This is a genomic window from Caballeronia ptereochthonis (assembly GCF_001545075.1).
In the GTDB taxonomy this organism is placed as follows: Bacteria; Pseudomonadota; Gammaproteobacteria; order Burkholderiales; family Burkholderiaceae; genus Caballeronia; species Caballeronia ptereochthonis.
The window spans coordinates 164850-186283 of the sequence record NZ_FCOB02000014.1 but is presented as its reverse complement, the minus strand read 5'-3'; the positions used below and the strand labels follow the sequence as shown (position 1 = coordinate 186283).

The window sequence follows — 21434 nt, the reverse complement described above, 5'->3', positions numbered from 1 at the left end:
GGACATCAACAACATGACGCTACGCATCGGCCGCCGCGCTTATGCGGAAATGTTCGGCCCGACCACCGGCGACCGCGTGCGCCTCGCCGACACCGATCTCATCATCGAGGTCGAGCGCGACTTCACCACCTACGGCGAAGAAGTGAAATTCGGCGGCGGCAAGGTGATTCGCGACGGCATGGGCCAGTCGCAACGCCCCGCGGCCGAAGTGGTCGATACCGTCGTGACCAACGCGCTGATCCTCGATCACTGGGGCATCGTGAAGGCCGACATCGGCATCAAGAGCGGACGCATCTTCGCGATCGGCAAGGCAGGCAATCCGGACATCCAGCCGAACGTGACGATTGCGATCGGCGCGGCGACCGAAGTGATCGCGGGTGAAGGCATGATCGTCACGGCGGGCGGCGTCGATACGCACATCCACTTCATCAGCCCGCAGCAGATCGACGAGGCGCTCGCAAGCGGCGTGACGACGATGCTCGGCGGCGGCACGGGCCCCGCGACCGGCACCAACGCAACCACTTGCACGCCGGGCCCGTGGCACATCGAGCGCATGCTGCAGGCCGCCGATGGCTGGCCGATCAACCTGGGCTTTCTCGGCAAGGGCAACGCGAGCCTGCCGGAGCCGCTCGTCGAACAGGTGAAGGCCGGCGCGATCGGGCTCAAGCTGCACGAGGACTGGGGCACGACGCCCGCCGCGATCGACAACTGCCTCTCGGTCGCCGACGATACCGACACGCAAGTCGCCATCCACACGGATACGCTGAACGAAGCGGGCTTCGTCGAGACCACCATCGCCGCGTTCAAGGGCCGCACGATCCACACGTATCACACCGAAGGCGCGGGCGGCGGGCATGCGCCGGACATCATCAAGGTGGCGGGCGAATCGAACGTGCTGCCCTCTTCCACCAATCCGACGCGCCCCTACACGGTCAACACGCTCGACGAACATCTCGACATGCTGATGGTGTGCCATCACCTCGATCCGTCGATTGCGGAGGACATTGCGTTCGCGGAGTCGCGCATTCGCCGCGAGACCATCGCGGCCGAGGACATCCTGCACGATCTCGGCGCCCTCTCGATGCTCTCGTCCGATTCGCAGGCGATGGGCCGCGTCGGCGAAGTCATCATCCGCACCTGGCAGACGGCGCACAAGATGAAGGTGCAGCGCGGCGCATTGCCGGAAGACGGCGCGCGTAACGACAACTTCCGCGCGAAGCGTTACGTCGCGAAGTACACGATCAACCCCGCGATCACGCACGGCATCGCGCATGAGGTCGGCTCGATCGAGCCGGGCAAGTGGGCCGATCTCGTGTTCTGGGAGCCGGCGTTCTTCGGGGTGAAGCCCGCGTTGATCGTCAAGGGCGGCATGATCGCGGTCGCGCAGATGGGCGACCCGAACGCGTCGATTCCGACGCCGCAGCCGGTGCATTACCGCGAGATGTTCGCGACGCGCGGCGGCGCGCTCGGCAAGACGTCGCTGACGTTCGTGTCGCAGCTGGCGGCGGAATCGCGCATCGCGGATCGCTACGAGTTGAAGAAGCAGGTCGTCGCGGTGAAGAACTGCCGCAATGTGACGAAGGCCGACATGATTCACAATGCATGGCAGCCATCCATCAGCGTCGATCCGCAGACCTACCAGGTGATCGCCGATGGGCAATTGCTCACCTGCGATCCCGCCACCGTGCTGCCGATGGCGCAACGCTATTTCCTGTTCTGAATCTTCATGCGTACCATCGACAAACGTCTGAGCGCAAAACTCGCACCCGTGCTCGTCAAGCGCGCCCCCACGCTCACGCTCGCTTTCGACGCGCGCTGCAAGAGCCGGCTGGCCGCCACGCTCGACAACGGCGAGGAAGTCGCCCTCGTGATGCCGCGCGGCACCGTGCTCGCGGACGGCGACATGCTCGTCGCGGATGATGGCGGCTTCGTGCGCGTCGTCGCGGCAGAGGAAGATGTGCTCATCGTGCGCGCGCCGAGCGTGCGCATGCTCACGCGCGCCGCGTATCACCTCGGCAACCGCCATACGCCGGTCGAAGTCGGCGCGGATTACCTGAAGCTCGAGGCCGATCCGGTGCTCGAAGACATGCTGAAGCGCTTGGGCGTTGTCGTCGCGCGCGAATCGCAGCCGTTTCAGCCGGAGACCGGCGCGTATGGCGGCGGCCACAGGCACGGTCACGACGAAACCTTCAGCGAAGACTATGCGCTCGCGCAGAAGGTTTTCGACGAGCATCATGGTCATGACCATTCGCATGACCACGATCACTCGTCATGCGGTCACGATCATGACCACGGTCATCATCACCACGGCCATGCGCATCGCTGAGCTCACGGCGCTCCTGCATCTCGCGTCGCCGGCGCTGCCGATCGGCGCGTTCAGCTATTCGCAAGGCCTGGAAGCCGCGATTGAGCACGGCCTGATTCACGACGGCGACAGCGCGCGCGACTGGATCTCAAGCGGCCTGATGAACGTGCTCGCGCGCGGCGAATTGCCCTTGCTCGCGCATCAGATGGAGCATTGGCGTTCGCACGACGAAGCCGCTTTGAAAGCCGCCAATGACGAATACATCGCCAGCCGTGAATCCGCCGAGCTGAGGCGCGAAACCGAGCAGATGGGCTGGTCGCTCACGCAGCTTTGCGCATCGCTCGAATGGGGCGACGAGGCACGCCGCGCGACGCTCGCCACGATCAAACCCGTCGCGCAGCCGACGGCCTTCGCCTTCGCCGCGTTCGCGCACGAGGCCGCGCCTGAAGCGGCGCTCGCGGCCTACGCATTCAGCTGGGTCGAGAATCAGGCGGCCGCCGCGCTCAAGGCCGTGCCGCTCGGTCAGCTCGCCGGACAGCGCATCATCGTCGCGTTGCGCGAGCCGATCGATGCCGCCGTGCGTCGCGCGCTCGATACGTCGCCCGAACACGTCCACACCTTCGCGCCGCAGCTCGGCATTCTGTCGGCGCGTCACGAGTCGCAATATTCGCGGCTCTTTCGCTCTTAACTCGAATCCGCATCTCGCATCGACAATCGCATGAACGCTCCCGCTTATTCCGCCGCCGCTCGCCGAACCAAGAAACTGCCGCCTTTGCGCGTCGGCGTGGGTGGGCCGGTCGGCTCCGGCAAGACCACGCTGCTCGAAATGCTCTGCAAGGCGATGCGCGAGAAGTACGATCTCGTCGCCATCACCAATGACATCTACACGAAGGAAGATCAGCGGCTCCTGACCGTTGCGGGCGCGCTGCCCGCCGAGCGCATCATGGGCGTCGAGACGGGCGGCTGCCCGCATACGGCGATCCGCGAAGATGCGTCGATCAATCTCGAAGCCGTCGATCGCATGGTGTCGAAGTTTCCGGACGCGGACATCGTGTTCATCGAATCGGGCGGCGATAACCTCGCGGCCACGTTCAGCCCGGAGCTGTCCGATCTGACGATCTACGTGATCGATGTCGCGGGCGGCGAAAAGATTCCGCGCAAGGGCGGACCCGGCATCACGAAGTCGGACCTGCTCGTGATCAACAAGACGGACCTCGCGCCATACGTCGGCGCGAATCTCGATGTCATGGCGAGCGACGCGAAGAAGATGCGCGGCGAGCGGCCGTTCGTGATGTGCAATCTGAAAGCGCTGGAGGGGCTGGATCAGGTGATTTCGTTCATCGAGAAGAAGGGCTTGCTGGCGGTCTGACGCGCGCCGTTCGGGTGTCGTGACATCCGGCAACGAAGCGTCGAAGGAACGCTCTCAGGAACTTTCACAGCCCTTCAAACGGTTGCCGGTGAGGGCGAGAAGCAACCAGTTCTCCGCATGCGAGCGCAGCCCGAAGCGCTCGCGAAAATCGTTGTCGAGCGATCTTCCTGCGCGCACGCAGGCGACACGCAGAAGGGCCTGGCGGTCCCAGCGCCATTGCTGGACCTTGTTGCCAACGGTGTAGTAAATATCGTAGCCGTCATGGCCGAACACGACGTTCCTGACCGGCCCTTCGACTTCGCGTTCCGCGAGCACGCCACGCGAGGACAGATCAAATACTTTCAGGGTCTTCTTGGAAACGGCGAGCAGGTTTTTTCCCCAGAACGCGAGCGAGCCGACCGGCACGTTGTCCGCCACGATGGTGGAAGCTTCGCCGGAGCTTGCGTCGATCGATACCACGCGCCCTTGTTCGTCCGCAAAGACGAAGCGGCCGCTTTCGACACTGGCCGCCACCTCCACGATCTTGCCCTGGCCTTGAAAGGCGCGGTGGGCAAGCGTCGCCGTATCCCAGACATCCACTCGTCCCGAGGCATTTCCGGCGATCAACCAGCGCGCATCTTCGGAGAGGGACATGGCGGTCGGGCTGGACGTCGTGGAAACGGTGACCGGCGGGTCGTCCGGGTCCGGCAGAACCGGGTAGAGATGAATCAGTCCGTCATCGGAGGCGACCGCCATGCGCTGCCCGTCCTGCGAGACGGTCACACGCGTGACCAGCGCAGCGACGCGCACGGGCGGGAGTGGAGTGCCGGTCACTCCATCCCACCGGCTCACCATTGCCGGAGCGATGCTGGCCAGGCTGCCGAGAAATGTAATGGCCTTCGGCGTCACGGCAATCGCGCTGTTTTCGAGCTCCGGCGCGTTTCGCCAGCCGGGTTGATACAGGGTTTCCTGGACCACCTGACGACCGGTGTTTCGATTCCAGGCGCGATAGAGCGCGTTCGATCCCAGGGCGAGAATGGTGTTCGACTGCGGACCGATCGAGATGGCTTCGATGGGACTGTTCAGCACCACTTCGGCATTGGCAAACGCAGACGTCCTCCATGCGTTGATGCCGCTGCCGTTCCCGATGAAGAGCAGATCGTCGCCTTTCGAGAAAGAGACGCTTCTGACATGTTCGCGTTGCAAGACCAGACCCGTCTCCTTTCTCGTCACCAGATTGATGATCGAGACCGTTCCATCCTTTCCCGCGGACGCCAGCATGATCTGCGGATATAATGCGATGCCTCTTTCGAGCGCCGTCTCGATGGTTTGATCCTCCATCCAGTCCTTGATCGAGAGCTCGGCGGGCATGGTCATCGGACTGTCGAACCGGCTGAACTGAACGAAGGCGATCGGCACGGCTTGCCTGGACTGGAAGATCGGAGACGGGTCGTTGAGGGACCACACCTGCGTGACCCCGAAGACATCGCCCGCGGCCAGAAACAGATTGTCAGGGCTCAGCGAGACGGAGGTGACTTCTCCGCTCGAAATGAAGGAGTGAATCAGCTTTCCGTTTCGGGTGTTCCACAAGCGGATCGCGTTGGGCGGCGTCATGACGTCGTCGGTCAGCTCGGACGCGCGATTGGTGGCCGTCGCGGCCAGTGTGCCATCCGGACTCACTGCGGCTGCCGTGACGCGCGCGGGCTCCAGCGCCGTCGCGCTTCGCTGCACGCCGGACACGGCGTCCAGCTCACGCATCTCCGCGCCGCCTTCTTCAGGCTCGGAAAGCAGACAGAGCGATTTTCCGTCACCGGAGAATCCAGCCGCGAAAATACGACCCCGCCCCGCGATGCGGACGGGGGCGCTCTGATTCGCCGGATTCCAGAGCGCGATCGCGCCCTCCTGATCCGACGCGAACGCATGTTGGCCGCTGTCATCGAGAGCGATCACGTCGATCGGATCGTCTCCGAGCGAGATGGCCCTGAGGACGCTCCAGTTCTTCGTGTCGAACGCGACGATTGCGCCCTTGTCGGTTCCCACCAGACCCGTGTTGCCACGAGCCCCGATCAATATCGGACCGATGCCCTGGGATGCGTCATAGTCGGTGGCGTGCGCCGCCCCGGATGACGTCCTGTTCGCCTGCAAGCGGACGCTATAGGCTTCGTCGGGCAGCATGGCGGTCGCGCGTTCCAGCGTCTCCAGGCCCAGCTTCGTCGGCTTCGTTGCGACGGATTCGATCGCCAGGGCAAGCCCGTCGAGTGTCGACGCCTTCGCCGGACCGACGAGCGCCGCCGCGCGCGTGGCGACTTCCTGGGCATAGGCCTTGTTCCACGTATCGACTTGCCAGATCATCAGCCAGCATGGAGCGCCGATGTATAACGCGATCTTCAAGGGCTCGAAATTCTGAACGAGCCACATCGCCGCTGCCGACAAGGCCGAAAGTTCTCTTCGCTCGTCGACGGGGGACGCAGCCGCCTCGTCCACCAGCAATGGTATCCATCGCTCCGACATGAACTCGTCGGTGAAGTAAAGGCTGTGCCCGCCGCTGAAATATCGATTGCGCAGGGTGTTGCCCTGAAACCCGTGAAAGCCGACACGCCCGGCCATGCCCGTGAAAAGGACAAAGAGCTGGCTGATGATGAGAACGTGATCGTCCACGCCGCACTCGTTGACGACGCGTTTCACCGCCTTCTTCTCGAAGATCTTTCGCCACGGAAACGTCTGCCTGAGCACGCTCCCGGCAAAGATCACCGTGCCGATTCGCGGCAAATCCGCTGAAGCGGTCCGCTTGAGCGTCTTGCCTACGATGAAGGTCCCGAAACTATGAGCAACGATGTCGAACTGGGCATGACGATATCGGCCGGCCAGGCTACGAAGCTCTTTCGCGAAGCGCCATACCGCAAACCATCTGAACGGCGGCAGCAACAGCGCGAACGTCGAAAAGAACCCGTACGAATAGTTCTCGACGGGCAACCGAGGATCGCGCGCATGAATGAGCATCCTCAGTCTGTCGGACCACTTCCCGTAGGTTCGGATGCCATGCACGGTCAGAATGACGCGATGAGCGCTGTGCGGATCGTACATTCCTCACCTCGGGTCGAAGGCGCTTTGCTTCGGGCAGGCGCGAATTCGAGCGTCCCGGGCAAGCAGAGCAGCCCGGGCACGCGGAATCAGAATGAAAGCCTTAGTCGGATTCCGGTCCGGCCTGAGGCGGGCCGCCGCCTCCATCGGCTCTCCTCTTGTGTTCGCTGGACTCCTGACGTCCAAAAAAATAGCCGAGCACCAGGGTGACGATGGGCGGGATTACCTGCGAGCATTGCCGGAATATGTCCTGACCGGGACCCGGCGTCTGGTTTTCGGACGCCCCTTCCCAGAAATACATCGCCATGCTGAACATGAAGATCAGGCCCAGCGCCGTGAGGATGACGGCGGCAAAATAGAGCAATCGCGTGTCGTGTGAGCGGTCCACGACGGGCGCCTTGCGCAGAGAGAGAATCATCAGTGACATGATCAACATGATCGCCAGCTCGCCGCCTGCAAACCAGAGCACCTCTTTGTGCTGCATGTCGCACCCCATATCAGAGTTATCCGGGTCGTGCTCGCGTTCGTGCCGTGCGAGAGGACGTGCTCGGCCAATCAATATATAGGCGATCGAAGCAGTTGCCGGCAAGAAAGGAAAGCACGGGGCGCGATCGGTGGCGACGCGTCCCAACGCATGCGTACCTGGCGCATGGGCGGTCATTCTTCCGACGACAGGCTCGCGCGACCGTGCCGAACGCCCGGAATGCGCGACGCGCTTCCGGCCGCGCCCGCCAACCTGCGGTAGCATTGCGTCTTTGGAAAATTCCGTCCACGCCTCACCGTGCCCACTGCCTTCTCCACCCGGCCGAACCCGAGCGGACCGCGCAACAGCTCCGCCGTGTCGCAGCCGCGTGAACCCGCCCGAGAGCGCATCCCCGTCCTCTTTCACATCGTCGATTTCGGCGATGGGGGCATCGAATCGTCGCTGATCCAGTGGCTGCGCGTGTTCGACCGCGAGCGCTTCGTCGTCACGCTCTCGGTCATGCATCCGTCCCCCGCGTTCCATGACCGCTTTCGCGCGCTCGTTCCGCAGGACGTCGGCATCGAGATCCTCGCCGACAAGCCCTGGCTCAATTACTTTCAGTCGCGCCGCTACGCGCGTCGCCTGAGCAAGCTCGGCCGCGTCGGGCGCGACGTCTTCAACACGCTCGCGGTGCGTCCCTATGTGAAGCGCCGCGTCGCCGAGCTGGCGCGCAAGCACGCGCTGATCGTCGATTACGACATGTCGCTGCGCCGCCTCGCGGGCCGCTTCGGCACCGCGTGGCTCGGCGTGAACCACTTCAGCTTCGATGCGCGCCTCGCCAATCGCAACCGCAAGAAGCGGCGTCTCTCCGCGCAGTTCGCGCGCTACGACGGCGTCGCGGCGCTCAACGAGCACATGGCCGAGGAAGCGCGCAAAATGTTCGGCGGCGCGCTCAAGCGCCTCTTCGTGCTGCCCAATGCGATCGACATCGAGCGCATCCGCGACAACGGCGCGGCGAAGGAAGCACCGCCCTGCGACGCGCCGTACATCATTTCGGTCGCGCGGCTCGACGAGATTCAGAAGGACCATCGCACGCTCTTGCGCGCGTATGCCGACCTCGTGCGCGGCGCGGAGATCGAGGAGCATCTCGTGATCGTCGGCGACGGCGCGTTTCGTGGCGAACTCGAAGCGCTCGCGAAGGATTTCGGCATTGCGGAGCGCGTGCATTTCACGGGTTATCGCAACAATCCGCACGCGCTCGTGGCGGGCGCGCGGCTGCAAGTGCTCAGTTCGCGCTATGAAGGCATGCCGATGGTGCTGCTCGAAGCGCTCGCGCTCGGCAAGCCCGTCGTCGCGAGCGACTGCCCGACCGGCCCGCGCGAGATTCTCGGCGACGGCCGCTTCGGCATCCTGTTTCCGGTGGGCTCGGTCGAGCAACTCGCCGATGCGCTGCGCCGCGTGCTCACCGACGAATCGCTCAGAACGCGCATGAAGGAACGCGCGCTCGAGCGCGCGCAGGAGTACGGCATCGCCGCGAGCAACGAACGCTTCGCGCGCTGCGCGGCGGCGCTGCTCGCGGTCGAAAACCCCTAGCCGGCTACTCGGGCAAGGCGGCGGAGGCGTGCTTCGCCGTTTCGCCCTCTTCCAGCAGCGCGCTCAGCACGCTCACCGTGCGCTCGGTCGCGCCCCGATGACGCGCCGCGAACGCCGAGGCCGCCGCGCTCATCGCGAGACGTCGCGCCTTGTCGTTGAAGATTTCCCGCAGGCCGCGCGCGAGATCCGGCGGGTCCTGCACGCGCAGCGCGGCGCCGGCGGCGATCGCATCGTTGGTCGCCTGCGTGAAGTTGAAGGTGTGCGGCCCGATCAGCACCGGCACGCCCGCCGCGCACGCTTCGATCAGATTCTGCCCGCCGAGCGGCAACAGGCTCCCGCCGATGAACGCCAGATCCGCCGCCGCGTAATACGCGCCGAGTTCGCCCATCGAATCGCCGAGCAGGACCTGCACGCTCGACGGCAAGGGCTCCGGCACGTCCGCACCCGAGCCCGCCGCGACGGGCTTCGGCGCCCAGACCGAGCGGCGTGCGCTCGTCATGCCGGCGCTCGCGATGAGCGCCGACACTTCATCGAAACGCTGCGGATGGCGCGGCACGAGGATCAACAGCGCATTGGGCACGTTCAGCGCAGCGAACGCGCGCAGCACCAGCGTCTCCTCGCCCTCGCGCGTGCTCGCGGCGACCCATGCCGGCCGGTCGCCGATCGCCGCGCGCCATGCCTGACCGCGCGCCACGAGTTCGGGCGGCGCGCCCATGTCGAACTTCAGGTTGCCGAGCACCGCGACGTTGCGCGCACCGAGCGCGGTGAGCCGCTCGGCGTCGGACGGCGTCTGCGCGAGCACGCGCGAAAAGCCGCCGAACACTTCGCGCACCGCACGCCCGAAGCGGGCCGCGCGCCGGTACGAGCGCTCCGACATGCGCGCGTTGGTCAGGACGAGCGGCACGTCGGCGCGCTTGCATTCGTCGATGAGCGTCGGCCAGACTTCGGTCTCCATCACGATGCCGAGCGACGGCCGCCACGCGCGCAGGAAACGCCGCACGAGAATCGGCAGGTCGTAGGGAAGATAGCTGCGCAAGACGCGGTCGCCGAACAGTTCGACGCCCGTCGCGCGTCCGCTCGGCGTCATGTGCGTAAGCAGGATGCGCGCTTCGGGATGCGCCTTCATCAGCGCGGCGATCAGCGGCTCCGCGGCGCGCGTCTCGCCGACCGATACCGCGTGCACCCAGATGAGCGGCGCGGAATCGTCGGCGCGGCGCGGCGGAACGCGCCCGAAGCGCTCGCCGATATGCTCGCGATAGCCGCGCTCCTTGCGCGAGCGGATGTAGAGCCGCAGCACCGCGAGCGGCGCGACGATCCACCAGAGCGCCCGGTAGACGCGCCTCAGCACCGCGGCCGATGCGCTCGGGGAAGCCGCGCCGCTCAAACGAGCGCCCTGCCCTTCAGGCGTTCGAGAATGCCGAGCGGTGCGCACTCGGGACGGGCCATCGCCTTGACGGGCAGGAAGAAGGTCTGCTCCATCATGAACTGGCCGGACATGACGGCGTGCGAGGTCTGATCGGAGAAGCAGACCCATACCGAGCCGGGCGGGAACGGCATCGTTTCCTGCGGCGACGATTTCTGATAGCCGAGGTCGGCCTTCATCGCGTCATGCAGATGCAGCATCAGATGGTCGTACTCCGAGCGCGGCGTCTTGGTGACGTGCAGCAGGTTCATGAGCCACGCCGAGCCGGGCATCTGCGCCTTGATGCCGGGAAGGAAGCGCTTCGCCATGTCCTCGAACGGCTCGCCCACGCGCCACACGCGCGGCGCGCCCTTCGGGTTCACGTTGGTGAAGACGCGCAGGATGCGCTCGCCGTAGTTCGGGCGCGACGGGAAGGCGTCGACGTGCAGGCGGCTGTCGTCCTTGCGCCAGGAGGTCTCGCGGGTTTCGACCTGATGCAGTCTGAGGCTCGTGGGCGCCACGCGCAGCTTGCCGTCGTACTCGGGAAAGAGCCCGTCGACGAGCGAGCGCGCGTTGTCCTGATAGCGCTTGATGAGCGAGCGCACGGCCGACTGCATCACGTTGTCGCCGAGCACGCCGTTCAGTGCGCCGCCGTTGGGCGCGAGGCTGATGTTCTTGCGCTTCGGGTCCGCGATCGCCGGATCCAGCAGCGAGAGCTCGCCGCCTTCGATCGTAAAACGCAGATTGGGAAAATACAGCACCTTGCCGTTTTCGACGCCGGCGAGGAGCGTCTCGCGCGGCACGGAAAGATTCTTTCCCTGCCAGTCGACCGATGCGACTTCGATGATTTGAGATTCCGTCATGTGACTTCGACCTTCGACCTTGGATTGCCCGTTACCCGCCGCCACGCACGATGGACGCGCTACAGCAGGCCGAAGCCGGCGAGCGCGGTCTTGACTTCGGAGAGCGTCGGATGCCGGCTCGCGTCGCCCAGATTGATGACCTGTGGCGACCAGTAGCCGCCGGTGCGCCATGCGGTCGAGAAATTGTACAACTCGACGGTCGGGCGCTTCAGCGCCGCGGCAATATGTACTAGGCCGGTGTCGACGCCCACGGTCGCGGCGGCGCCGTCGATCAGGCCGACCACCGCGGGCAGCGAGAGCTTCGGCGGCACGATCGCCGCCGCGCCGAATTCCTTCGCGAGCTTCTCGCTCGTCGCGCGCTCGGCTTCGCTGCCCCATGGCAGCACGATCGACGCGCCGCGCGTCACCAGCGCCTGCCCCAGTTCGATCCACGCGGCTTCGGGCCATTGCTTGTCGGCGCGCGAGGTGGCGTGCACGAACACGACGTAGGGCACCGGCAGGTTCAGTCCGAGCCCGGAGATGGCGAGCGCGGCGCGGCGCGTGTCGAGGCCGAAGTCGATGTCGTCGGTCATTTCGGGCTTCGGCAGGCCGAGCGCCGCCGCCACCAGTTGCCGCGTGCGCTCGACGACGTGCGTGCGCGGCTCGATCGGCACGCGCCGGCCGTAGAAGAAGCGCACGGGCCATTCGAAACCCGCGCCGTCGGTGCGGTTGCCGAGCCCGACGAGCGGCCCGCGCGCCCAGCTCGCGACCCACGCGGTCTTGATGAGGCCCTGGCAGTCGATCACGAGATCGTATTTCTCGGCGGCGAGCTCGCGCTTGAACTTGCCGATCTCGCGCCAGTTCGCAGGCGACGCGAACGCGCGGCGCCAGCGCCTGAGCGAGAACGGAATCGCGCGCCGCACGCCGTGAACCAGTTCGACGAGACTCGTGAAGCTTTCCTCGACGAGCCAGTCGATTTGCGCATCCGGATAGCGCCGGCGGATGTCGGCGATGGCCGGCATGTTGTGAACGACGTCGCCGAGCGACGACACGCGGACGATCAGGATTTTTTGCACGCTGTGAATGGAGGGCGCGGGCCGACTTGCGGGCCGCGCGTTGGACGGAGCGGGAAAACGGGGATTTTAGCGCGGCGCGCGCATCAGATAAGCAAAAAGCGGCGCGATCGAATCGACCGCACCGCTTCTCATCGGGCATCGAGCAACGCCCGCGAACCTCAGAACGGCAACTTCGCGTCCGGCTTCTCCGCCAGAATCACGCGGCGAAAATCCTCCTGAATACGCTTGAGCGCCGCGTCGCTATCCGCCTCGAAGCGCATCACGACGACCGGCGTCGTGTTCGACGAGCGCGCGAGCCCGAAGCCGTCCGGATACTCCACGCGCAAACCGTCGATCGTCAGCACGTCGTCCGCGCCGGTGAACTTCGCGTTCTTCTGCAGCTTCGAGATCAGCGCGAAGTTCTCGCCCTCTTCCAGCTTCAGTTGCAGCTCGGGCGTCGAGAGCGAGTTCGGCAGATCGTTGAGCAGCTTGCTCGGATCGGCCACGCGCGACAGGATCTCGAGCATGCGCGCGCCGGTGTACAGGCCGTCGTCGAAACCGTACCAGCGGTCCTTGAAGAACACGTGGCCGCTCATCTCGCCCGCGAGCGGCGCGCCCGTTTCGCGCAGCTTCGCCTTCACGAGCGAATGGCCCGTCTTCCACATGACCGGCTCGCCGCCCTGGTCGCGCACCCACTTCGCGAGATTCCGCGTGCATTTCACGTCATAAATGATCTGGCCGCCCTTGTTGCGCGAGAGCACTTCCTGCGCGAAGAGCATCAGCTGACGATCCGGATAGATGACCTGCCCGTCCTTCGTCACGACGCCCAGGCGGTCGCCGTCGCCGTCGAACGCGAAGCCGACTTCGGCGTCGGTTTCCCTGAGCGCCTTGATGACGTCCTGCAGGTTTTCCGGGTGCGCCGGGTCCGGGTGATGATTCGGGAAGGTGCCGTCGATGTCCGTGAACAGCTCGACCAGCTCGCAGCCGAGCGCCTTGAACAGACGCGGCGCGAGACCGCCCGCGACGCCGTTGCCCGTATCGACGACGATCTTCATCGCGCGCACCGGCTTCACGTCCGAGACGATGCGGTCGAGATAGATCTGCGACACGTCGAACTCGGTGTAGCTGCCTTCGCCCGTGGTGAAATCGCTATCGACGATGCGCTTGTACAGGCCCTGGATCTGGTCGCCGTAGATGGCGGCGCCGCGCAGCACCATCTTGAAGCCGTTGTAGTCCGGCGGATTGTGGCTGCCCGTCACGACGATGCACGAATCCACGCGCCGCTCGCCCGAGGGCAGCGGCAGCGGCACGCTCGCGGCGAAGTAGCCGACGGGTGTCGGCACCATGCCGATATCGACGACATCGACGCCCGCGGCGCGCAGCCCGTCCGAGAGCGCGCCGACGAGCTCGGGACCGGAAAGGCGGCCGTCGCGCGCGACCACGACCGAATCGCCGCCCTGCTTCCTGATCTCGCTGCCGAATGCCTGGCCGATGCGCTTCGCGACGTCCTGGTCGACCGTCTTGCCGACGATGCCGCGAATGTCGTAAGCCTTGAAAATGGATTGGGATACTTGGCTCATGAGATGGCTACCTCTTCTCTATTAATTGATGGATTCTCGGCGATGCAGCCATGAGGGCGTGCAGGTCGTGACGGTTGGTACGCCGGCGCGGTACAGGAGCGCGCGAACGACTGCCAGATGACGTATCGAATTGTGCCTATGCGTCTGTTAAATCAATACGAATGAAACAAATGGAAGCAAATCGATGCAAAAAACCAAAGCGGAGGACGCGCGCCGGATCGCACTTATAATCGCTGTCTTTCGGCGCTTCCGTGTTGCGCGCGCTGGGGATAAACCCAGTTCAAGCCTGCGCGTTCATTCTAATCCAATGCTCAAACGCTCTTTCGCCTCGATGTCTTCGAATGAGGCGCCTTCGCGCGCAAACACACAAAACTTGACCCGGAACCCGATCGATTGCGCGCATTTGCCGGCCGATCAGGCGCAGCTAGCACACGCCGTGCCCGCTTCCGGCGCGGACTTGGCCGCATGAGAGCCCTGCTGCGCTCCGGCAATCCGGACGTCGCCCGCGCGCTCGCCAATATCGTCTGGCTCGGGCTCGAACGGCTCACGCAGATCGCGGTGGCCATCGTCATTTCCGGCCTGCTCGCCCGCTATCTCGGCCCCGGCGACTTCGGCAAATGGCAATACGCGAACACGCTGCTGCTCGTGATCGCGCCGATCACCTGGGTCTGCGGCGCGGAGATTCTGGTTCCGACCATCGTCCACCGGCCGCCCGCCGAGACGGGCGCCGTGCTCGGCAGCGCGTTCGTGCTGCGCATGGGCGTCTCGGTGCTCGCGCTCGTGCTCACGTGGATCTGGATCGCGGCGGGCGGCACCGATCCGATGGTCGGACTGATGCTCGCCGGGCTCGCCGTCACGATGCTGTTTCGCGAGCCGTTCATCGGCGTCATCAATTCGTGGCTGCAAAGCCTCACTTACAGCAAGCCGCAGCTCGTCGCGAGCATGGCGGCCGCCATCGTCAAGGCGGGGCTCGTCTACGCGCTCGTGCGCGCAGCCGCAGGGCCGCCGGGCTTCGGCTGGCTCTGGGCGCTCGAAGCCGCGGCGATCAGCGGCGCGCTCGTGCTGTATTACATGCGCCGGCACGGCGGCAAGCTGGGCTGGCGCTTCGATCGCGCGCTGTTCAGGCATTTCGCGAGCGCGGGCACGGTGTTCTGGCTCGGGCTCATCTGCATGTATCTGTTCCTGAAGCTCGACCGTCTGATGCTCGCGCATCAGGTGTCGTTCGCGGAGCTCGGCCTGTACTCCGCCGCGCAGCAACTGAACGAGAACTGGATCGCGCTCGCGCTCATGCTCTCGCAGACCATCGCGCCCGCGTTCGTCTATCGCGTGCAGGAAACCAGGGCGCTCAAGCGCAATCTCCTGCGCCTCTTCGCGATGACCGCCGTCCTGATGATCGCGGGCGCCGCCGTGCTGGATGCGCTCGCGGGCTTCATCATCGCACGCGTGTTCGGGCCGAACTACGCCGACGCCGCCGGCATCTTCCGCTGGGCGGTGTGGCTTTCGGTCCCGGCGGGCATCGAGGCGATCGGCAATCTGGTCGTGCTGAAATATCAGGCGAAGTACGTGTTGTTGTCGAAATGGCTGCTCGCGCTCGCGGTTGCGTTCGCGGTGAACCGGATCGCGATTCCGCGCTTCGAAGGCTACGGCGCGCTGATCGGCCTCGCGGCGGGCTATGTGGCCGCGGCGTCGGTCAATTTCTACTACATCCGTTTCCGGCTGCGCGCATGACTGATCTCTCCGATGTCGCCGTGTTGATACCCGCGTTCAACGGCCAGGCCGATGTCGAGCGCACGCTCGCGTCGTTCCGGGAAACGTCGCCGGTGCGTGTGCTGATCGTCGACGACGGCAGCACGCCGCCGATCGTCGCGCCCGCCGTCGACGGGATGCAGATCGAAATTCTGCGGATGCCGAAGAACGGCGGCATCGAGCGCGCGCTCCAGACGGGCATCGAGGCGCTCGCCGCGCGCGGCGTGCGTTACGCGGCGCGCATCGACGCGGGCGATCTCGCGACGCCCGGACGGCTCGACAAGCAGCGCGCGTACATGGAGGCGCATCCGCGCGTGGCGGTGCTGGGCATGTGGACGCATGTCGTATCGACCGACGGCGCACCGCTCTTCGACCTGAGGCCGCCGGCCGAGCCAGCCGCGATCCGCCGCACGATGCTCGCGCGGACGTGCTTCACGCATCCGTCGCTGATGCTGCGTATCGATGCGGTCATCGATGCGGGCAACTACCGCGCGCGATACCGCGCCGCCGAGGATCTCGATCTGATCCTGCGGCTGATGGAGCGCCACGACGGTGCAAATCTGCCCGAGTTCGGCCTGTTCTACGAGCTGAACGAGGGCGGCATCAGCGCGACGAAGCGGCGCGCACAGGTCATCTCGACGCTGCGCCTGCAACTGCGCCATTTGCGCGTGACGAACCTGCTCGACTGGTTCGGCGTCGTGAAGAGCATCGCGCATCTGCTGCTGCCGTATCGCGCGTTGCGCGGCCTGAAGGCGAAGCTGCTCAAGACCACTTCTTCCGCGTAACCGTAATTTTGTCGAATTGTTTTTGTTTAGTTTTGCGCTACGTTGAGCGCACGGCGAATCCGCGTGAATCATGCCGCGCGATCCATGCCGTCGAACCATGACCTCCGGATGACGAAAGAAAAGTCGAGTCTTCGCATCGCCCTCGTCTGCAACACGGCCTGGGCGATCTACACCTACCGGCGCGGCGTCCTGCGCATGCTGACCGCGCGCGGCGCCCAGGTGACGATCATCGCGCCGCGCGACCGCACCTTCGAGCCGCTCACCGAAATGGGCTGCCGCTGCGTGGAGCTGCCGGTCGCGTCGAAAGGCACCGATCCGCGCGAGGACCTGAAGACGCTCGCCGCGCTCTACCGCGAATATCGCGCGACGCGCCCGCACATCGTGTTTCACTACACGATCAAGCCGAACATCTACGGTTCGCTCGCCGCGATGCTCGCGCGCGTGCCGTCGATCGCGGTGACGACCGGTCTCGGCTACGTCTTCATCCAGAAGAGCCGCACGGCGCAGATCGCGAAGCGGCTCTATCGCTTTGCGTTTCGCTTTCCGCGCGAAGTCTGGTTCCTGAATCAGGACGATCACGCGGCATTCGTGCATGAAAACCTGCTCGCGCATCCGGATCGCGCGCGGCGCCTGCACGGCGAAGGCGTCGATCTCGAAGAATTCGCGTTCACGCCGCTGCCCGCGCGCGAGGATTTCGTCTTCATCCTGATCGGGCGGCTGCTGTGGGACAAGGGCGTGGCGGAATATGTCGAAGCCGCGCGGCGCCTGAAGCCGCGCTTTCCGCACGCGCGTTTCCAGTTGCTCGGTCCGGTCGGCGTGGACAATCCCAGCGCGATCAGCCGCACGGACGTAGCGAACTGGGAGGCCGAGAATATCGTCGAATATTTGGGCGAAGCGAACGACGTGCGGCCGCTCGTGGCCGCGGCGGACTGCGTCGTGCTGCCTTCATATCGCGAGGGCGTGCCGCGCACGCTGATGGAGGCCTCGGCCATGGGCCGCCCGATCGTCGCCACCGACGTGCCCGGTTGCCGCGAAGTGGTCGAGCACGGCGTCAACGGCCTGCTCTGCGAGGTGAAAAGCGCGGACAGCCTCGCCGCGGCGCTCGAGCGCATGATGACGCTGCCCGCCGAAGAACGCGCGGCGATGGCGCAGCGCGGCCGTGAAAAGGTCGCCCATGAATTCGACGAAAAAAACGTCGTCGAACGATACAAGGGCACAATACATGCCATCACCGGCATTTCACTCTGATCTGAATCATTTGGAGAGCACATGATGAATGGCAATCAGTCGCCGAATACCGCGACGAAGGGCACGATTCTCGTGACCGGCGGCGCGGGGTTCATCGGATCGCATACGTGCGTCGAACTGCTCGACGCGGGCTTCGGCGTCGTGGTCATCGACAATCTGGTCAACAGCCGCGCCGAGTCGCTGAAGCGCGTCGAGCGCATCACGGGCAAGAGCGTTGCGTTCTATCAGGAAGACGCGCGCGACGAAGCCGCGCTCAACCGCATCTTCGACGCGCATCCGATCACCGGCGCGATTCATTTCGCGGCGCTGAAGGCCGTGGGCGAGTCGGTCGCGATGCCGATCGAGTACTACGCCAACAACATCGGCAGCCTGCTCGCTGTGCTCAAGGTGATGAAGGAGCGCAACGTGCGCAACTTCGTGTTCAGCTCGTCCGCGACGGTGTACGGCGTGCCGGAAAGCGTGCCGATCGACGAATCGTTTCCGCTTTCGGCAACCAATCCGTACGGCCAGTCGAAGCTCATCGCCGAGCAGATTCTGCGCGACCTGGAAGTGTCCGACCCGTCGTGGCGCATCGCGACGCTGCGCTACTTCAATCCGGTGGGCGCGCACGAGAGCGGCCTGATCGGCGAGGATCCGGCGGGCGTGCCGAACAATCTGATGCCGTACGTCGCGCAGGTGGCCGTCGGCAAGCTGGAGCGCCTGCGTGTGTTCGGCAGCGATTACGAGACGCACGACGGCACCGGCGTGCGCGATTACATTCACGTCGTGGATCTGGCGCGCGGGCACATCGCGGCCATCGAGGCGCTGAACAGGCTCGACCGCAGCTTCGTCGTGAACCTCGGCACGGGGCAAGGCTACAGCGTGCTCGATGTCGTGAAGGCGTTCGAAGCGGCGTCGGGCAAGCGTGTTCCGTACGAGCTCGTGCCGCGCCGCCCGGGCGATGTCGCCGCCTGCTACGCCGATCCGTCCGCCGCCGCCGAGCTGATCGGCTGGCGCGCGGAGCACGGCATCGAACGCATGTGCGCGGATCACTGGCGCTGGCAGTCGCAGAATCCGCAAGGGTTCGCGTAAAGCCGCCGCGCCCCGCGTCGTCCATCTCCAGTACGGTACGATGCGGGGCGGCATTCTTCCCTCGGTCCACTTTCATGCTCAGTTTCGCGCTTGCTTTTCTGGTCTCGCTGCTGGTGACGCTGTTCATCGTGCGCTTCGCGCACCTGCAGGAGGGCGTGCTCGGCGACACCGATCTCGCCGGCGTGCAGAAGTTTCACGCGCGGCCGGTGCCGCGCATCGGCGGCGTCGGCATCCTGTGCGGGCTGACCGCCTCGGCCGTGCAGCTTCGATGGGGTTATCCGGCGGTCTCGGGCGGCATTCTCGGCATTATCGCGTGCGGCCTGCCCGCCTTTCTCTCCGGCCTCGCCGAGGACCTGACCAAGCGCGTCACGCCGCTCGTGCGCCTCGTCTGCACGATGGCGGCGGCGGGTCTCGCCTACGCGTTCCTCGACATCGCGGTCACGCGCATCAGCGTGCCGCCGCTCGATTTCCTGCTGTCCTACGCGATCATTTCGTGCGCGGTGACGGTGCTCGCGGTGGCCGCGCTCGCCAACGCGGTGAACATCATCGACGGCTTCAACGGCCTCGCCTCGATGGTCACTTTCATGATGTTCGCCTCGCTCGCCTACGTGGCGTTCCAGGTGCACGACCCGGTGGTGCTGTCGGGCTCGCTCATCATGATGGGCGCGGTGATGGGCTTCTTCATCTGGAACTTCCCCGCGGGCCTGATCTTTCTCGGCGATGGCGGCGCGTACTTCGTCGGCTTCATGCTGGGCGAACTCGCGATCATGCTCGTGATGCGCAACCGCGACGTCTCCGCATGGTATCCGGTGCTGCTCTTCATGTACCCGATCTTCGAGACGTGCTTCTCGATCTATCGCAAGAAGTTCATTCGCGGCATCTCGCCCGGCATTCCGGACGGCGTGCATCTGCATATGCTCGTCTACAAGCGTCTGATGCGCTGGGCCGTGGGCGCGAAAAACGCGCACGAGCTCACGCGGCGCAATTCGCTCACGTCGCCGTATCTCTGGCTGCTGTGCCTGATCGCCGTGATTCCCGCGACGCTCTTCTGGCGGCACACGGTGCATCTGTTCTGCTTCGTCGTCGTGTTCGCGGCGACTTATGTGTGGCTCTACATGAGCATCGTGCGCTTCAAGGCGCCGCGCTGGCTGGTGTTCCGCCGGCCGCATGCGGCGAAGAAGTGAGCCGACGCCGCCCTGCTCCGGGGCGGCCTTTCTGTTTGCAGCGCCGGTTACTTCAGGTGCTTGCCGAAGAACCCTGCGGTGCGGCCATTGGCGAGTTGCGCGGCGGCCGCGTCGTAATGGGCGCCCTGGTTGCGCGCGAACGCATGATGGCAACCGGGATAGGTGAACGCCTCGATGTTCGCGTGGCCCTTCACGGCGGCGAGCACGCGATTGCGCGCGTCGGCGGGAATGAATTCGTCCTCTTCCGCGAGGTGAAGCATGAGCGGAATCTTGATCTTCGGCAGCTCGTCCAGATGCTGATCGGTGCCGCCGCCGTAGTATGAAACCGAGGCATCGACATCCGTTCGCGCCGCCGTCAGGAACGACAGCAATCCGCCCAGGCAGAAGCCGACCGAACCGATCTTGCCCTTCACCTGCGAGAGCCCGCGCGCGAAGCCGATGGTCGCCGCGATGTCCTCGACGCCCGTGTTCACGTCGAACGCGTTGTAGTACTTCAAGGCCTGCTGCCATTCGGCTTCGGTGCGGTCGGTGAGCTCGACGTTCGGCTCCAGCCGCCAGAACAGGTCGGGGCAAAGCGCGACATAGCCCTGGCGCGCGTACTCGTCGCAGGTTTCGCGCATATCGCCGTTGATGCCGAATATCTCCTGGATGACGACCACCGCCGGCGCGGGCGTTTGCGCGGGATACGCGACGTAGGCGTCGAAGTTGCCGTCGGGCGTCGAAATGCTGAGCATGTCGGACACGGGAGTCTCCTGGATGAAATGATGTTACGGACACGGATGGACCGATCTCATGCCGCGGGCTTGCTTCTGCCCAGATAGTGCTTGACGGGATCGGCCAGCTCCTTGATGAGGGTCTGCCGGAGAGTCAGGTCATTGTGATCGTCTTCGTCACCGCGATTCTCCCTGAAAACGTCCGCGTGGCGATCAGCCCCGCTACGCCATAGAAAGAATATTGCCTGAGCTGACGATAGTGCTTTCGGTCAGCGATATCTTGCTCAATGAGCGTCGGATGGTCCGTCAATTCTCTCTCGGCCAGACCAGCCATCGTCAGTTCCGACGCGTCATCGCGTTGGGAGCCTGTGTCATTCGAATTCAAGAGCGCGCACATTACAGCCATCTTAGCTTCTTCAAGCGTAGTTTCATGGCGAGTTGGGATACAGCAAAAGCGTCCGTCAGCCGGATGAAGTTCGTGATATTCCGCTTTTCGATCAAAATGTTGACCGCAAAGCCAGGTATCAGCAATTCCATCGCAAAGCGGTTGGCCTGGTTCTCGATCTCATCCAGTTGCACTGGAGCGAATTCGCGCGAGGTATCGACAAAGTGCCTGCCATGCTTCAACGCGAAATGCCCAAGCTCGTGAGCAAGGACAAAGCGCTGCCGCATTCCCGGTTCGTCAGGGTTGATATAAATGTGCGGTCGTCCGTTCACGATCTCGAATCGCCCAAAGGCGTCTTCCATGTCCGCCTCGTGTTCGACTGCCACATTCGCAGACCGGGCAATCGCGAATGGATCGACCGGCAACCTCCCGTCCCAATACTTCGAAAGCATGTACCGCGCAGCCATCTTCGGCATGATTGATTGCCCTCATCAGCAAGTTCTTCGCGCAACGGATACTTCGATATCCTTTGCATTCTCGCGATGGAGTCTATCATCGAGGATGTTGCGTCTCTACGCATCTCGTCCGAATGGCCGGCCTCGCCGCGGCCCGCCGCACAAGGCGAGCCGCGCC

General features: G+C 64.8%; 19 protein-coding genes. 10 read left to right on the top strand and 9 right to left on the bottom strand.

Annotated features, from left to right (window positions below; genetic code table 11):
• Positions 1–13: 13 nt before the first annotated feature.
• Genes ureC through ureG form a run of 4 tightly spaced genes read left to right on the top strand, consistent with a single transcriptional unit; the run spans position 14 to position 3674 of the window.
• Positions 14–1720: an urease subunit alpha gene (gene ureC / locus AWB83_RS16795; RefSeq protein WP_087046680.1), complete on the top strand. Its 1707-nt coding sequence runs from the start codon at positions 14–16 to the stop codon at positions 1718–1720.
• 6 nt (positions 1721–1726) lie between these two features.
• Positions 1727–2326: an urease accessory protein UreE gene (ureE, locus tag AWB83_RS16790; RefSeq protein WP_087046679.1), complete on the top strand. Its 600-nt coding sequence runs from the start codon at positions 1727–1729 to the stop codon at positions 2324–2326.
• Positions 2313–2993 (top strand): urease accessory protein UreF, encoded by a 681-nt coding sequence (locus AWB83_RS16785; RefSeq protein WP_087046716.1) that lies wholly within the window; start codon positions 2313–2315, stop codon positions 2991–2993. The genes ureE and AWB83_RS16785 overlap by 14 nt, the downstream gene beginning before the upstream one ends.
• Positions 2994–3023: 30 nt before the next feature.
• Entirely contained in the window at positions 3024–3674 is a 651-nt protein-coding gene (ureG, locus tag AWB83_RS16780) for an urease accessory protein UreG (RefSeq protein WP_087046678.1), read from the top strand.
• A gap of 54 nt (positions 3675–3728) precedes the next feature.
• On the opposite strand, the gene AWB83_RS16775 is transcribed toward ureG, so the two are convergent.
• Positions 3729–6737, bottom strand: a complete 3009-nt coding sequence (locus AWB83_RS16775; protein WP_087046677.1) for a WD40 repeat domain-containing protein — start codon at positions 6735–6737, stop codon at positions 3729–3731.
• A gap of 100 nt (positions 6738–6837) precedes the next feature.
• The gene (locus AWB83_RS16770; protein WP_143750067.1) at positions 6838–7218 is read right to left on the bottom strand and encodes a hypothetical protein; all 381 of its coding nucleotides are present in this window, start codon (positions 7216–7218) and stop codon (positions 6838–6840) included.
• 297 nt (positions 7219–7515) lie between these two features.
• Between AWB83_RS16770 and AWB83_RS16765 the strand changes: the two genes are divergently transcribed.
• Positions 7516–8790 (top strand): glycosyltransferase, encoded by a 1275-nt coding sequence (locus AWB83_RS16765; RefSeq protein ID WP_244197769.1) that lies wholly within the window; start codon positions 7516–7518, stop codon positions 8788–8790.
• Positions 8791–8794: 4 nt separating this feature from the next.
• Here the strand turns inward: AWB83_RS16765 and waaA are convergent, their stop codons facing one another.
• From waaA to AWB83_RS16745, 4 genes are all read right to left on the bottom strand, one after another.
• A complete protein-coding gene (gene waaA, locus AWB83_RS16760) occupies positions 8795–10138 on the bottom strand; it encodes a lipid IV(A) 3-deoxy-D-manno-octulosonic acid transferase (protein WP_087046714.1) in 1344 nt (447 codons plus the stop codon).
• Positions 10139–10170: 32 nt separating this feature from the next.
• Positions 10171–11055, bottom strand: coding sequence for a Kdo hydroxylase KdoO (gene kdoO / locus AWB83_RS16755; protein WP_087046675.1), 885 nt, complete (start codon positions 11053–11055; stop codon positions 10171–10173).
• 59 nt (positions 11056–11114) lie between these two features.
• Entirely contained in the window at positions 11115–12110 is a 996-nt protein-coding gene (gene waaC / locus AWB83_RS16750) for a lipopolysaccharide heptosyltransferase I (RefSeq protein WP_087046674.1), read from the bottom strand.
• A 158-nt stretch (positions 12111–12268) separates the two neighbouring features.
• Positions 12269–13669, bottom strand: coding sequence for a phosphomannomutase/phosphoglucomutase (locus AWB83_RS16745; RefSeq protein ID WP_087046673.1), 1401 nt, complete (start codon positions 13667–13669; stop codon positions 12269–12271).
• Positions 13670–14134: 465 nt separating this feature from the next.
• On the opposite strand from AWB83_RS16745, the gene AWB83_RS16740 reads away from it, so the two are divergent.
• The 5 genes from AWB83_RS16740 (at position 14135) to AWB83_RS16720 (ending at position 19703) form a co-directional block, all read left to right on the top strand.
• Positions 14135–15397, top strand: coding sequence for an oligosaccharide flippase family protein (locus tag AWB83_RS16740; RefSeq protein WP_087046672.1), 1263 nt, complete (start codon positions 14135–14137; stop codon positions 15395–15397).
• Positions 15394–16200 carry a glycosyltransferase gene (locus AWB83_RS16735; RefSeq protein ID WP_087046671.1) on the top strand — a complete coding sequence of 269 codons (807 nt, stop codon included), beginning with the start codon at positions 15394–15396 and terminating at the stop codon, positions 16198–16200. Before AWB83_RS16740 ends, AWB83_RS16735 begins: the two co-directional genes overlap by 4 nt.
• 108 nt (positions 16201–16308) lie before the next feature.
• Positions 16309–17448, top strand: coding sequence for a glycosyltransferase family 4 protein (locus AWB83_RS16730; RefSeq protein WP_087046670.1), 1140 nt, complete (start codon positions 16309–16311; stop codon positions 17446–17448).
• A gap of 24 nt (positions 17449–17472) precedes the next feature.
• Positions 17473–18519, top strand: coding sequence for a UDP-glucose 4-epimerase GalE (gene galE / locus AWB83_RS16725; protein ID WP_087046712.1), 1047 nt, complete (start codon positions 17473–17475; stop codon positions 18517–18519).
• Between the two features lie 74 nt (positions 18520–18593).
• Entirely contained in the window at positions 18594–19703 is a 1110-nt protein-coding gene (locus AWB83_RS16720; protein ID WP_087046669.1) for an MraY family glycosyltransferase, read from the top strand.
• Between the two features lie 47 nt (positions 19704–19750).
• Here the strand turns inward: AWB83_RS16720 and AWB83_RS16715 are convergent, their stop codons facing one another.
• From AWB83_RS16715 to AWB83_RS16705, 3 genes are all read right to left on the bottom strand, one after another.
• Entirely contained in the window at positions 19751–20446 is a 696-nt protein-coding gene (locus AWB83_RS16715; RefSeq protein ID WP_087046668.1) for a dienelactone hydrolase family protein, read from the bottom strand.
• Positions 20447–20570: 124 nt separating this feature from the next.
• Complete coding sequence (locus AWB83_RS16710) at positions 20571–20750, bottom strand: hypothetical protein (RefSeq protein WP_143750066.1); 180 nt, start codon at positions 20748–20750, stop codon at positions 20571–20573.
• A 62-nt stretch (positions 20751–20812) separates the two neighbouring features.
• The gene (locus AWB83_RS16705; protein WP_087046666.1) at positions 20813–21277 is read right to left on the bottom strand and encodes an ImmA/IrrE family metallo-endopeptidase; all 465 of its coding nucleotides are present in this window, start codon (positions 21275–21277) and stop codon (positions 20813–20815) included.
• Between the last annotated feature and the right edge of the window lie 157 nt (positions 21278–21434).